Source organism: Kitasatospora sp. NPDC054768, from assembly GCF_053612025.1.
Genome location: NZ_JBSHBN010000100.1, coordinates 1 through 13711, shown reverse-complemented (window position 1 = coordinate 13711; position 13711 = coordinate 1). Strand labels below are relative to the sequence as shown.

Here is a 13711-nt window from a genome sequence, read left to right as displayed (position 1 = left end):
GTCGGGCGTCCGCCTAAGCTGAAGCACCGCGGCGGACCGCCGAGCGCCCTTTCACGAAATCGACACCACAGGCCATCGGGGGACTTCATGGAGTTTCAGGAGACGCCGCCCTCGCCCGCGCTGCGCTTCCAGGTCCTCGGCCCGGTCCAGGCCTGGCTCGACGGGAAGCCCGTCTCCCTCGGCTCCCCCCAGCAACAGGCGGTCCTGAGCGCCCTCCTGCTGCACGCCGGCCGCCCGGTCACCACCCAGGACCTGGTCGACGCCCTGTGGGGCGATCGCCCGCCGGCCCAGGCGGTCGCCGCCCTGCGGACCTACGTCTCCCGGCTGCGCTCGGTCATCGAGCCGCGCCGCGAGGTCCGCGCACCCGCCGAGCTGCTGGTCTCGGTCGCCGACGGCTACGCCTTGCGCATCCCGGGCGAGGCCCTCGACCTGACGGTCTTTGAGCGGCTCTGCGCCGAGGCCGCGGCCGCCCGGACGAACGGCGGCAAGCAGGAGGCGCACCGGCTGCTGACCGAGGCACTGGGCCTGTTCAGCGGCCGCCCGCTCACCGGCATCCCCGGCCCCTATGCCGACACCCAGCGGCTCCGACTGGCCGAGCGCCAGGTGGCCGCCGCCGAGGACCTGTGCGCCGCCGCCCTCGCCATCGGCCAGCACGCGGAAATCGTCGGAGAGCTCAACAACCTGACGACGGAACATCCGCTGCGCGAACGGCTGCGCGAACTCCTGATGCTGGCGCTGTACCGCTGCGGCCGCCAGGCCGAGGCCCTCGGCGTCTACACCGACACCCGCAAACTGCTCATCGAGGAACTCGGGGTGGAACCGGGCGTCGGCCTGTCCACGATGCACACCCGCATCCTCGCGGCCGACCCCGCGCTCGCCCTCCCGGCCGTGCCCGAAGTGGCGGCGAAGGACCGGCCCACCGCCCCGGCGCCGGCCCAACTCCCGGCCGATGTCCTGGACTTCAGCGGCCGCACCGAGCTGGTGAGCGACCTCTCGACGGTCCTGATGAACGCCACCGGCCAGGCCGTGGTGGTCACTTCGCTGGCCGGCATCGGCGGCGTCGGGAAGACCACCCTCGCGGTCCACGTCGCCCACCGGGTCCGGGCCGAGTTCCCGGACGGACAGCTGTACGTCGACCTGCGCGGCGCCGGCGCCTCGCCGGCCGACCCGGTCGTCGTCCTCGGCGACTTCCTCCATGCCCTCGGTGTCACCGAGAACCCGGAGTCGATGGAGCAGCGCGCGGCGCTCTACCGCTCGCTGCTCGCCAACCGGCGGATGCTCATCCTGCTGGACAACGCACGGGACGCCGACCAGATCCGGCCGCTGATCCCGGGCGTCTCCGGCTGCGCGGTGCTCGCCACCAGCCGTTCCCGGCTCGCCGGCATCCCCGGCGCGCAACTGTTCGACGTCGAGGAGCTGACTCCGCGGGAGGCCCTGGCACTGTTCTCGGCCATCGTCGGGGAGCAGCGGGTCGCCGCGGAGCCGGAGGCGGCCATGGCGGTGGTCACCGCGTGCGGCTTCCTGCCGCTGGCGGTCCGCATCGCCGCCGCCCGGCTGGCCAGCCGGCCGCGGTGGAGCGTCTCCGACCTGGCCCGTCGGTTAGCCGACCAGCGTCACCGCCTGGACGAGCTCCAACTCGGCAACCTCGCCGTGGAGACCACCATCGGGCTCGGCTACGGACAGCTGTCCACGGCCGAGGCCCGCGCCTTTCGACTGCTCGCGCTGATCGACTCCCCCGACATCCCGCTCGCGGCCGCCGCGGCACTCCTCGGCGTGGACGAGGACACCGCCGAGGAGCTCGTCGAGGCCCTGGTGGAGGCGAACATGCTGGAGTGCTTCACCCCCGGCCGCTACCGCTACCACGATCTGCTCCGCCTCTACGCCCAGCGGCAGAACGACCGGTCGGGCGACGGCGGGGAGCAGGAACGGGCCGTCCTGCGGCTGCTCGACCTGCTGATCCCGACCGTCCGCAACGCGGCCCGGACCCTCGAACCGGACGACCCCGAACCCGAGCTGCTCACCACGCCGTCCTCGCCCGGGATCGGCCTGCCGACCAGCGGTTCCGCTCAGTCCTGGCTCCGGAGCGAGAGCGCCCTCCTGCTCAACTCCACGGCGGCGGCGGCGAACGGGCCCCGCTCCTCGCAGCACGCGGCGATCGACCTGTTGATCCTGCTGTACGGCCTCGATCCGGACCCGACCCACGGCCCCCAGGTACGACCGGTCCTGGAAGCCCTCGGACACGAGGCGGAGCTCCGCGACGACTCCGCCGCACTCGCCCGGGTGCACTTCGTCCTGGGTGCCCTGAACTACGTCACCAGTGACTTCCAGGGCGCCGAGCACTCGCTGCGCCGCAGTCTGGACCACCAGTCACCGGACGTCCCGACCGTCCAGCTGCTGGCCACCGCCAACATCCTGGGCGTGATCCTTAGCCTGGGCAACCGTCCGGCCGAGGCCCTGCCGTTCATGGAACAGGCCCGGGCCACCAGCCAGGCGGTCGGCGCGCCGACCGCCGAGGCCCGCATCGTCAGCAACATGGCCCGGGCACAGCACCGGCTCGGGATGACCGAGACGGCGGTCCGGTCCGCCGGTGACGGTGTCGCCGCCGCCCGGGAGTCCAAGAACGGCCCGCTGCTCGCCCAGACCCTCTACCAGCTGGGTGTGGTGCTCTCCGGCGGCGACGCCGTTCCGCACCTGCGGGAGGCGCACCGGCTCTACCAGTCGCAGCAGAACCCCCTGTGGGAGGGCTACACCCTGGCCAGGCTCGCCTCGGCCCTGCTGGTCGCCGAGCAGCCCGCCGAGGCGGCCTCGGCGGCCGACGAGTCGCTGGCGATCGGCCAGGAGCTGGGCTCCGCCTACTGCCAGGGCCTGGCGAACGCCGCACTGGGCGAGGCCCTGTTGGCGCTCGCCCAGCCGGCTCGCGGACTCGCCTGCCTCCAGGAGGCCCATGCGATCTTCACGCGGCTCGGTGTGCCTGAGGCCTCCCCCGTGGCGGACCTCATCTCCCAGCAGCACACCGAGCCCCTCTCTCCCCCCGCGCCGTAAGGCTTCCGCTCCCCCACGGAGAACCTCCCCCGTTCCGCGCGTCGGCGCCCCCGCAGCCCCCCGGCTGCGGGAGCGCCCTCAACGCTTCCCCGGCGCTGGACTCCACTGTGCACCGGACCGATTGACGTTCGATAAACGTCCGATAGTCAGCCTGCGGATCGGCAAAACCGCAGGTCATCGACGTTCCCCTGGCGCGCTGTCCGGCGTGCGTGGCCACGCGCACAACCCCGCCCGCACCCCCGTGCTTCCGCAACCCCGGCCACAACCGCCCAAGCGCGGCGAGTTGGCCGGAAAGGAACCCCACGGCACAGTGATCACGCATATTCTCAGATGCCAGTACGCACACGAGTGTCTGCTCGGAAACGCATCGGGGTGCAGTCCGTCCGCGTGGTGCGCAGAGCGTGACGTACCGCCACCGGCAGCGGCCCGCGGGGCCGCGGAGGAGCCACCGGAGGCCACGGGTGGAAGGGTGCCTCGCAACGTGACGACCGGACAGATATCGGACCCGTTCCCCGTCGACGAGGACGCCGGCGACGACGAACCCGAGGTACGGCGGCGGCGGGCGGCCCGGGCACTGCAGGCGGTCGCCTTCGACACCATCGGCACGGAGTACGGCGAGGCGTTCCCCGCCAAGGACGGACAGCTGGCCTGCGGCCGGCGGCTGCTCGCCGAGCTCGAACCCGGCGCCCGGGTGCTGGACGTGGGCTGCGGCACCGGCGAACCGACCGTCCGCCAGCTGGTCGCCGACGGTCTGCGGGTGACCGGCGCGGACCTCTCCGACGGGATGCTCACGCTGGCCCGGCGGACCGCCTTCCCGGGCGTGTTCGCGCCGGTGTTCCATCGGATCGACCTGTACGATCTGGCCACCGAGCGTGCGGACCGGGTCTGGAACGCCCCCGAACTGGGGCCGGACGGCCGGGGCCGGTTCGCCGCCGTCACCGCGTTCTTCTCGCTGATCCTGCTGCCGCAGGACGAGATCCCGACCGTGCTGCGGCAGCTGCGCGAACTCCTGCGGCCGGGCGGACTGCTGGCGCTCGGTATGGTCGAGGCGGACCTGGATCACGTTCCGCTTCCGTTCCTTGGCAGAGAGCTGCGGATCAGTGGGTATCTGAGGGAGGATCTGGAGCGGGTTCTGGTCTCGGCCGGCTTCGCCGTCGAGGAGTGCTCGGGGCATCCGTACGCACCGGCCAGTACCTCGCTGCCGCCGGAGGAACAGCTGTTCCTGCGCTGTCGACGCGTCGGCTGATCGAACCGGGACAGGGCCGGCCGCACCCGCGGCCGGTGCAACAGAACAGCTCACCGACCACACCGAATCCAGGACAGGCAGCCGTGCGCGACCAGCTCAAGACCGAGGCGGAGCAGCCGCCCGCCGTCCCGGGCCAGCGCCGCCAGGTCCCGGCCGCGACACCGGCCCCGGCGACGGCCCTGCCGGCAGCCCCGGTACGACGGGCGGGCGCACGGCCGGAACGCACCGAGATGGCGGACCGCCTGGCGTACCTCGACTCGGCGACCCGGCGGATCAACAGCGCCCTCGACCTCGCCGCGACGCTGCGCAACATCGGCCGGGTGCTGGTCCCGACGCTCGCCGACGCCGCCGTCGTCCACCTGCGCGACCCGCTGCCCAACGTCGAACGCGAACCCGGCTTCCCGGAGGAGCTGCGGATACACCACAGCACCGGCACCCGGATCGGCCGCCGCGGCCGCCCGAGCGGTCTGGACGACCGGCGCCGCTCCCGCTACGGCGCCCGCTCGACCGCCGACGGCGGCCCGGCCACCCCGGTGACCCGCGGCGGGGCGCTCGCCCACGCCCTGCTGAGCCGCCGCCCCGCCGAGGCCGCCGTCCTCGGCACCCCCGCCGCCGAACGCGCCGAGACGCTGCTGCGCGAGCTGTACGGCACCCGCGGGGTGGCCCGGCTGGCCGCCGGGACCTCCGTCCTCGCCCTGCCGCTGCGCGGGCGCAAGGCCGTGCTCGGGCTGCTGATACTGATCCGCCGCCCTCCCGAACGCACCGGCCGCCCGGTCTTCGACGCCGCGGACACCGCGACCGCCGCGCACCTCGCCACCCAGGCCGGGCTGGCCGTGGACACCGCACTGCGCTACGCCCGCGAGTGGGAGATCGCCAACGAACTCCAGCGCAGCATGCTGCCGCTGCGCCTGCCGCAGTCGCACGGCGTCCGGATCGCCCAGCGCTACCTGCCCGGCGAGCGCGGCGCACAGGTCGGCGGGGACTGGTACGACGCCGTCCCGCTGCCCGGCAACCGGGTCGCCCTGATCGTCGGCGACGTGATGGGCCACTCCCTCACCTCGGCCGCCATCATGGGCCAGCTGCGCACCAGCGCCCAGACCCTGGCCGCCCTCGACCTGCCGCCCCACGAGGTGCTCTACCACCTGGACGAACAGGCCCAGCGGCTCGGCCGGGAACAGCACCTGGCCACCTGCGTCTACGCGGTGTACGACCCGATCGCCAACCGGGTGGTGATGGCCAACGCCGGACACGTCCCACCGGTGCTGGTCCGCCCGGACGGCATCGCCGAGCTGGTCGAACTGGACTCCGGGGCACCGATCGGCGTCGGCGGGGTGGACTTCAACTCCGTCGAACTGCCCGCACCGCCCGGCTCGGCCCTGCTGCTGTTCACCGACGGCCTGGTGGAGACCCGCACCCGCCCGATCAGCGACGGCCTGGAGATGCTGCGCGCCCGGATCGCCGCCGCCCGCTGGCAGTCCCCCGAGCAGCTGTGCCAGGAGGCGCTGCGGATCCTGCCGCCCGGCGACCGCGGCGACGACATCGCCCTGCTCGGCGCCTGCTTCGACGGCATCCCGGCCGGGGACGTCGCCCACTGGTACCTCCAGCCGCGCAACGAGACTCCGGGCCGGGCCCGCCGACTGGCCGCGCACACGCTGCGCCGCTGGGGGCTGGACGAGCTGAGCGAGGCGACCGAGCTGATGGTCAGCGAGCTGGTCACCAACGCCGTCCAGCACGCGACCCGGCCGGTCACCCTGAGCCTGGTGCGCACCGCCCGGCTGCGCTGCGAGGTCGGCGACGACAGCCCGCTGCTGCCGCGCCCGCGCCGCACCGGGCCGGAGGACGAACGCGGGCGCGGGCTGCAGATAGTGGCCCGGTGCGCGGACCGCTGGGGTGCGACCAGGCTGGGCACCGGCAAGGTGGTCTGGTTCGAACAGCGGCTGCCCGCGGGGATGTGACCGCGCTCCTCCAACGCGGGGGCGCGAACGCGCGCGGGGGCGCCCGGCGGGAACGGATCCCACCGGGCGCCCCGTACGGGTCGTCCGACCACTGCCCCCGGGCCGGGCCTCCTGGCGCCGGGGCTTCTGGGGCCGGGGCCGTCAGATCCGGGTCGGCTCCACGGCCGGCTGCTCGGCCGGCTCCCGCGTCCCGTCCTCGGCCGGCCGTCGCGCGAGCCGGGCCATCAGCTGCTCGCCCTCCATGTCCACCCGCGGCACGACCTTCTCCAGCCGCTTCGGGAACCACCAGGCGGCCTTGCCGAACAGCGCCATCGCGGCCGGCACCAGCGCCATCCGCACCACGAAGGCGTCCACCAGCACGCCCACCGCGAGGGCGAAGCCGATCGGCTGGACGACCGGGTCGTGGCCGAAGACGAACGAGCCGAACACCGCCACCATGATCAGCGCGGCCGCCGTGACCACCCGGGCCCCGTTCCGCACCCCGGCCACCACGGCCTCGCGCGGCGCCGCGCCGTGGACGTGCTGCTCCTTCATCCCGGAGACCAGGAACAGCTCGTAGTCCATCGCCAGCCCGAACAGCACGCCGATCAGCAGGATCGGCACGAAGCTCACCACCGGCCCGACCTTGGGCACGTCGATCAGCCCGTCCAGCCAGCCCCACTGGTAGACCGCGACCACCGCGCCGAGCGAGGCGGTGACGCTGAGCAGGAAGCCGGCCACCGCCTTGAGCGGGACGAGCACCGAGCGGAACGCCAGCGCCAGCAGCACCACCGCGATCCCGACGATCACCGCGAGGAAGGGCGGCAGCGCCTGGCCGAGCTTGGTGGAGACGTCGATGTTGGCGGCCGTGGTGCCGGTGACGGCGATGTCCGCGCCGGTCTCCGCCTTCAGCTCCGCCTTCCGGTCGCGGATCTCGTTGACCAGCGCCTCGGTGTCCGCGTGGTCCGGACCGGTCTGCGGGATGACGGTCACCAGCGCGGTGCGGCTCTCCTGGTCGACGGTCGGCGGCAGCAGCGTCCCGACGCCCTTGAGGGTCTGGAGCTTCGCGGCCACCTCCCACACCGCCTGCTCGGGCTGCGGGGCGCCGTGGGCGTCCACCACGACCACCAGCGGAGCGTTGAAGCCCGGCCCGAAGCTCTCGCCGACCAGGTCGTACGCCTTGCGCGCGTCCGTCCCGGCGGCCTGCGAACCGCCGCTCGGCAGACCGAGGTTCAGGCTCGCGGCGGGCACCGCCAGGGCGCCCAGCCCGGCCAGTGCGACCAGCAGGACGGGCAGCGGACGGCGGACCACGAAGCGGCCCCAGCGCTCGCCCATGGTGGTGCGGCCGTTGGCGGTCAGGGCCCGCTTCCAGATCGGCAGCCGGTCGATCGCCCGGCCGGTGAAGCCCAGCACGGCGGGCAGCAGCGTGATCGCGACCAGGACGGCCACCACGACGGCCCCGGAGGCGGCCAGACCCATCACGGTGAGGAAGGGCACGCCCGCGACGGCGAGTCCGGCGAGCGCGACGACCACGGTCAGGCCGGCGAAGACGACGGCGCTGCCGGCGGTCGCGGTGGCCCGGGCGGCGGCCTCCTCCGGCTCCAGGCCCTCGTCCAGGTGGCGGCGGTACCGGAAGAGGATGAACAGCGCGTAGTCGATGCCGACCGCGAGACCGACCATCAGGGCCAGCACCGGCGCGGTGGTGATGATCTCGAAGGAGCCGGTGAGCGCCAGCAGGCCGGCCATCGTCACGCCGACGCCGACCAGCGCGGTCAGCAGCGGCAGCCCGGCGGCGACCAGCGTGCCGAGGGTGACCACCAGCACCAGCCCGGCCACCACCAGGCCGATCGCCTCGCTGCCACCCTCGATCTGGGCCATCGTGTTGTACGCGTCGCCGCCGAAGGCCACGTCCAGCCCGGCCGCGCGGGCCGGCTCGGCGGCGGCCTTCACCGCGTCGCGCTGCCGGTCGGTGACGTCGGCGAGCTTGTGGTCGAAGGAGACCAGCGCGAGCGCGACCTTCCCGTCCGGCGAGAGCGCGCCGGTGGCGTACGGGTCCGGCACCGCGGCCACGCCCGGCACCTGGGCGATCCGGGCGACGGCCTCGCCGACCGCCCTGCCCGCCTCGGGCGTCCCGATGCCGCCGGGCGCGCCGGCGGCGAAGACGACCTGCGCGGAGCCGTGGCCCTGCGCCGGGAAGGTGTCCTTGATCCGGTCCAGGGTGGCCTGCGCCTCGGTGCCCGGGACCTTGAACTCGTCGGTGGTCTTGCCGGCGAAGGCGCCCGCGGCCCCGCCGATGGCGAGGAGCAGGGCGATCCAGACGGCGACGACGGCCCGTCGCCGCCGGAAGCAGTATCGGCCCAGTCGGTACAGGTACGTGGCCATCGGCGGTCCCTCGGGGGTCGGTCAGGGCAGGTCGCGTCCCACCGTAGACCGAACTTTGTCGGGTGACAAAGTTGACCGACAAGATCGCACGACACAGTTGCCTGCCCGTGGCGCTACCCTGACTGGATGGCCCACGTCCCCGCCTCCGAACGCCGACCGCAACTGGTCCAGGCCGCGATCGACCTGATGACCAGGGAGGGAATCGCCGCCGGCAGCACCCGCGCGATCGCGGCCGAGCTGGGCGTGGCGCAGGCGACGGTGCACTACACCTTCGGCACCAAGAAGGACCTCTACCGGGCGGTCGTCCAGCAGCTGAAGTCCGACTTCGTCGGCGAGGTGCGCGCCGCCTCCCCCGGCGACGGCGCGTTCGGCGAACAGGTCCGCACCCTGGTGCTCGCGCTCTGGGAGGCCGCCACCGGCGAGCACGGACGCTGCGTGCTGCTGAGCGAGTTCGGGGCGCTGGCCATGCGCGACCCGGACATGCAGGAGATCATGCTCGGGCTCCAGCACGACATCGAGGGCACCGCCACCGAGATGCTCGACGCCCTCGCGGCCGCCCACGGCCTGAGCCTGGCGCTGCCCGCCCGCCGGATCGCCGTCCACTTCCTCGGCGGCTTCGACGGCCTGACGGCCCGCCACCTCACCCTGCGCCGGCCCGGCGACCGGCCCGACCAGGACACCCTGGAGGCGCTGGAGCTCCTCGTCGCGACGACGGTCGGACTCTGCCTGGGCACCCCGGCGGCGGAACTCCGCCGGCCGGACCCCCTGCGCGCTTCGCGCTAGGAAACAATCCGGACCGGCAGCTCGACCAGCACCTCGCGCAGCGCGGCCGCGAAGCGCTCGTACTCGGCGTTGCGAGCCGAGCCCGGCCGGACGGCCAGCCCGATCCTGCGGCCGGGCTGCGGTGCGGCGAAGCGGACGGCGGCCAGCCGGTCGGTGCGCCCGGCCTCGACGTCCAGCGCGGTGGCGGGCAGCAGGGTCACCCCGAGGCCGCCGGCGACCAGCTGGACCAGGGTGGACAGGCCGGCAGCGCGGGTGGTCGAGCCCGCCGGGTCGGCGCCGACCTCGCGGCAGATGTCCAGCGCCTGGTCGCGCAGGCAGTGGCCCTCCTCCAGCAGCAGCACGTCCAGGTCGAGCAGCACGTCGCGCGGGACGTCGATCCGCCCGGCGAGCGGGTGGCCGGGCGGGGTGAGCAGGACGAAGTCCTCGTCGAACAGCGGGATGTCCTTGGTCGGCGAGGCCCCGCCGGCCGGCAGCGCGAGCAGCAGGACGTCCAGCCGCCCGGCGGCCAGGCCCTCCAGCAGCGAGGGGGTGCGCTCCTCGTGGACGTGCAGCTCCAGGTCCGGGAAGCCGTCGCGGACCAGCCGCAGCACGGTGGGCAGCAGGTAGGGCGCGACGGTCGGGATGACACCCAGGTGCAGCGGCCCGGTGAACGGACGGCGGGCGGCCTCGACCTCCTCGGTGAGGGCCTGCAGCGAGGCGAGCACCCGGCGCGCGTGCTGGTGCACACGCTCCCCCAGTGGGGTGACGATCACCTTGCGCGTCGTACGCTCGACCAGCTGTGCGCCCAGCGACTCCTCCAGCGCCGCGACCGCCCCGGACAGCGCGGGCTGGCTGGTCCCGGTGGCGGCGGCGGCCTCCCGGAAGTGCCGGTGCTCGGCCACCGCGACGAAGGCGCGCAACTGGGCGACGGTCGGGGTGCGCGGGCTGCGGACTGTGGCGCTCGCCACAGTCGGGTCGCCCTTGGGGCCGCCGTTCCGGCGGGGACGCGGCCGCGACGTGGGGGATTCAGTACTGATAACAATCTCCGATCAGACACATCCAGTGTAGCTATTTCCCTGATCAGTCCACGATGTGGAACTGTGAGTGGTGTCCGGATTCCGGACAAGCTCCCCTCATCTCACTTCAGGAGAAGCGAACGTGCTCACGATCGGTGACAAGTTCCCCGAGTTCGACCTCAAGGCCTGTGTCGACCTGGACGCCGCGAGCGCCTTCGCCGATATCAACCACAAGTCCTACGAGGGCAAGTGGAAGATCGTCTTCTTCTGGCCGATGGACTTCACCTTCGTCTGCCCGACCGAGATCGCCGCGTTCGGCAAGCTGAACGACGAGTTCGCCGACCGCGACGCCCAGGTCCTCGGCGTCTCCGGCGACTCCGAGTTCGTGCACCACGCCTGGCGCAAGGACCACAAGGACCTGCGCGACCTGCCCTTCCCGATGCTGGCCGACATCAAGCACGACCTGATGCGCGCCTGCGGCGTCGAGGGCGAGGACGGCACCGCCCAGCGCGCCGTCTTCATCGTCGACCCGAACAACGAGATCCAGTTCGTCATGGTCACCGCCGGCTCCGTCGGCCGTAACCCCAAGGAGGTCCTGCGGGTGCTGGACGCCCTGCAGACCGACGAGCTGTGCCCGTGCAACTGGAACAAGGGCGAGGACACCCTCGACGCCCAGGCCCTGCTGGCGGGCTGACCCATGGCTCTCGACGACCTGAAGGCCGCCCTCCCGGACTACGCCAAGGACCTCAAGCTCAACCTGGGCTCGGTCATCGGCAACTCCGACCTCCCCGCCCAGCAGCTCTGGGGCACCGTGCTGTCCTGCGCGATGGCCACCCGCAGCCCCGGCCTGCTGCGTGAGCTGGAGCCCGAGGCCAAGGCCAACCTGTCCCCGGAGGCGTACAACGCCGCCAAGGGCGCGGCCGCGATCATGGGGATGAACAACGTCTACTACCGGACGCTGCACCTGCTCTCCGACAAGGAGTACAGCACGATGCGGGCCGGTCTGCGGATGAACATCATCGGCACCCCGGGCGTCGAGAAGGTCGACTTCGAGCTCTGGTGCTTCGCGGTCTCCGCCATCAACGGCTGCGGCCAGTGCCTCGACTCGCACGAGGCCGTGCTGCGCAAGGCCGGCGTCGAGCGCGAGGTCGTCCAGGCCTCGATGAAGATCGCCGCCGTCCTGCAGGCCGTGGCCGGCGTCCTCGACTCCGAGGCCGCCCTCGCCGCCGTCACCGCCTGACGCACCCGGCACCCCGACGGGCCCTCCCGGACACCATGTCCGGGAGGGCCCGTCGTCGTTCTCCCCACCGGCAGTCCGGCACGGCGGAGGGTCAGTCGGTGGCGGGCGCGGCCGGCGGGGCGGAACTGGTGGCCGCGGTGCGCTCGGCGGCCTGTCCGGCCGTCCGTTCGGCGGCCTCGCGGGCGGCTTCGAGCGCGGTGAAGACGGCCTGGCCGGCCTCGTTGCGCCGGCGCAGGTGGGTGACCACGGTGTTGGTGACGGCGATCAGCGGGACGGCGACCACCGCGCCGCCGATGCCCCCGATGATGCCGCCGGCCGCGACGCCGAGCACCACGCCGAGCGGGTGGACCCGGACGGCCCGGCCGAGGATCAGCGGCTGGAGGATGTGACTCTCCACCTGCATCACCACCACCAGCACCACCAGCACCATCAGCGCCGTCCACGGCCCCTGGGTGACCAGCGCGATCAGCACCGCGACGGTGCCGGTGACCAGTGCGCCGACCAGCGGGACGAAGGCGCCCAGGAAGATGATCACAGCCAGCGGCAGGGCCAGCGGCACGCCCAGCAGATCGACGCCGATGCCGATGCAGAGCGCGTCGATGAAGGCCACGCAGACCGTGCCGCGCACATAGGCGGTGAGCGTCGCCCACGCCTTCGGGCCGGCCCCGGCCATCGCGAAGCGGGAGTGCCGCGGCAGCCCGCGCAGCGCCCAGTTCCAGATCTTCGCCCCGTCGTAGAGGAAGAAGAAGGTGGTGAAGAAGGTCATCAGCAGTGCGGTCAGCACCTCGACGGCGATCTGCGCGCCGGTGATCGAGGCCGAGGTGAGCTGATCGGTGTTGGTGGTGATGGCCTTGGTGATCTGGTTGGCGAAGTCGGTGATCTGCTGCTGGGTCAGGTGCAGCGGCCCGGTGACCAGCCAGTCCCGCATCTGGTTGACGCCGGTCTTCACCTGGGTGGTGACGTCCGAGAGGTTGGTCGACACCTGCCAGACCACGAACCAGCCGACCAGTCCGATCCCGGCGAGACCGCTGAGGAACACCCCGCCCGCCGCCAGCGAGCGCGGCACCCCGCGCCGGCGCAGCCAGGAGACCGAGGGCTCCAGCAGCGCGGTGATCAGCAGCGAGGCCAGCACCGAGAAGGCGACCAGCCGCAGCATGTCGACCACGTAGAAGACGACGTAGAGCGCGGCTCCGAGCAGCAGCAGCCGCCAGGTCGACTCCGCGGCCACCCGCAGCCCCCACGGCACCGCCTCGGCGGGGGTGGCCGGGCGGCCGGGGTGGTACTCCCGCCCGAACCCGGTGTGCGCGACCGGCGCGGGCGCGGTGACCGGGGCCGCCGCGGCGGACGGCGGGACCGCCTCGGCCGCCGGGGCCGGGTCGGTCCGCGGGACCGGGACCGGTCCGGGCGCCTCGACGAGTGCCGGGACAAGTGCCGGGACGTGCCCGTCCACGAGCGCCGGAACGTTCCCGGCGGCCGGCCCCGGGAGGGCCGGCTCGTGCGGGTCGGCCGCCATCGCGGCCCGCCGGCGCCGTTCGATCACGGCGGCCGCGCTCGCCACCACGGCCATGCCCTTGGCCACGGCCTTGAAGGCCTTTCCGCCCCGCGCCATCCTCGCTACCACCGCTCCACTGCCGAACCCGCCGAACCCGCCGTGCCCGGCGGTACGCCGCGGGTCCCGCCGCGGCCGTCAGGGATGACGCTACCCGGCGAGGGCGCGGCCAGTCCGGCCGCGGGCCCGTTCGACTCGAACCTCCCATGCCGACGAACCGGACAAAACGCAAGGTTCCATCCGGTTTCGGATGCGGTCCGCTGGGGAGGAGTCGGGACGAGACCCCGGAGCCCGGCCACCGAGGTCGCCCCGCGGCCAACTGCCGGCGGACCGGCCGGTGCGGGAAGCAACCAGGACCCCTTCCCGCGCCCCGCGTCCGCAACCGGGACCGCACCGCCCGAGGGCGCACTGGTCAGCGCAGCCCGGGCGGCGCGGTCCGCCCCCCGGGCTCGCGCCCCGCACCCCTTGGGCCGACGCCCGCGCGACAGCCGTGCCCGAGAACGCCGCGGCCCCCGGCCGCTCGCCCGGGAAGGGCGAACG

General features: G+C 73.6%; 9 protein-coding genes. 6 read left to right on the top strand and 3 right to left on the bottom strand.

Annotation, left to right across the window (positions count from 1 at the left end):
- Positions 1-87: 87 nt before the first annotated feature.
- The 3 genes from ACWGKU_RS26195 (at position 88) to ACWGKU_RS26185 (ending at position 6243) form a co-directional block, all read left to right on the top strand.
- Positions 88-3042, top strand: a complete 2955-nt coding sequence (locus ACWGKU_RS26195; protein ID WP_452179639.1) for an AfsR/SARP family transcriptional regulator — start codon at positions 88-90, stop codon at positions 3040-3042.
- 574 nt (positions 3043-3616) lie between these two features.
- The gene (locus ACWGKU_RS26190; RefSeq protein ID WP_359899589.1) at positions 3617-4288 is read left to right on the top strand and encodes a class I SAM-dependent methyltransferase; all 672 of its coding nucleotides are present in this window, start codon (positions 3617-3619) and stop codon (positions 4286-4288) included.
- Between the two features lie 230 nt (positions 4289-4518).
- Entirely contained in the window at positions 4519-6243 is a 1725-nt protein-coding gene (locus ACWGKU_RS26185; RefSeq protein WP_452179642.1) for an ATP-binding SpoIIE family protein phosphatase, read from the top strand.
- A 141-nt stretch (positions 6244-6384) separates the two neighbouring features.
- On the opposite strand, the gene ACWGKU_RS26180 is transcribed toward ACWGKU_RS26185, so the two are convergent.
- Positions 6385-8604 carry an MMPL family transporter gene (locus ACWGKU_RS26180; protein WP_452179640.1) on the bottom strand — a complete coding sequence of 740 codons (2220 nt, stop codon included), beginning with the start codon at positions 8602-8604 and terminating at the stop codon, positions 6385-6387.
- Positions 8605-8730: 126 nt separating this feature from the next.
- Between ACWGKU_RS26180 and ACWGKU_RS26175 the strand changes: the two genes are divergently transcribed.
- Entirely contained in the window at positions 8731-9387 is a 657-nt protein-coding gene (locus ACWGKU_RS26175) for a TetR/AcrR family transcriptional regulator (RefSeq protein ID WP_452179641.1), read from the top strand.
- Here the strand turns inward: ACWGKU_RS26175 and ACWGKU_RS26170 are convergent.
- A complete protein-coding gene (locus tag ACWGKU_RS26170) occupies positions 9384-10334 on the bottom strand; it encodes a LysR substrate-binding domain-containing protein (RefSeq protein ID WP_401052395.1) in 951 nt (316 codons plus the stop codon). The two genes, ACWGKU_RS26175 and ACWGKU_RS26170, sit on opposite strands and share 4 nt — an antisense overlap.
- Before the next feature lie 190 nt (positions 10335-10524).
- Here ACWGKU_RS26170 and ACWGKU_RS26165 point away from each other — a divergent pair, with 190 nt between their 5' ends.
- Together ACWGKU_RS26165 and ACWGKU_RS26160 are read left to right on the top strand one after the other, a co-directional pair.
- Positions 10525-11076 (top strand): peroxiredoxin, encoded by a 552-nt coding sequence (locus ACWGKU_RS26165; RefSeq protein ID WP_359899505.1) that lies wholly within the window; start codon positions 10525-10527, stop codon positions 11074-11076.
- Between the two features lie 3 nt (positions 11077-11079).
- Positions 11080-11622: an alkyl hydroperoxide reductase gene (locus ACWGKU_RS26160; RefSeq protein WP_359899503.1), complete on the top strand. Its 543-nt coding sequence runs from the start codon at positions 11080-11082 to the stop codon at positions 11620-11622.
- Positions 11623-11713: 91 nt separating this feature from the next.
- On the opposite strand, the gene ACWGKU_RS26155 is transcribed toward ACWGKU_RS26160, so the two are convergent.
- A complete protein-coding gene (locus ACWGKU_RS26155) occupies positions 11714-13231 on the bottom strand; it encodes an AI-2E family transporter (protein WP_401055691.1) in 1518 nt (505 codons plus the stop codon).
- Positions 13232-13711 lie beyond the last annotated feature (480 nt).

Bases quoted from the DNA above. Each gene is read 5' to 3' on its own strand.
- ACWGKU_RS26195 (WP_452179639.1), top strand. From the start codon at position 88: ATGGAGTTTCAGGAGACGCCGCCCTCGCCCGCGCTGCGCTTCCAGGTC.
- ACWGKU_RS26185 (WP_452179642.1), top strand. From the start codon at position 4,519: ATGGCGGACCGCCTGGCGTACCTCGACTCGGCGACCCGGCGGATCAAC.
- ACWGKU_RS26180 (WP_452179640.1), bottom strand. From the start codon at position 8,604: ATGGCCACGTACCTGTACCGACTGGGCCGATACTGCTTCCGGCGGCGA.
- ACWGKU_RS26175 (WP_452179641.1), top strand. From the start codon at position 8,731: ATGGCCCACGTCCCCGCCTCCGAACGCCGACCGCAACTGGTCCAGGCC.
- ACWGKU_RS26160 (WP_359899503.1), top strand. From the start codon at position 11,080: ATGGCTCTCGACGACCTGAAGGCCGCCCTCCCGGACTACGCCAAGGAC.
- ACWGKU_RS26155 (WP_401055691.1), bottom strand. From the start codon at position 13,231: ATGGCGCGGGGCGGAAAGGCCTTCAAGGCCGTGGCCAAGGGCATGGCC.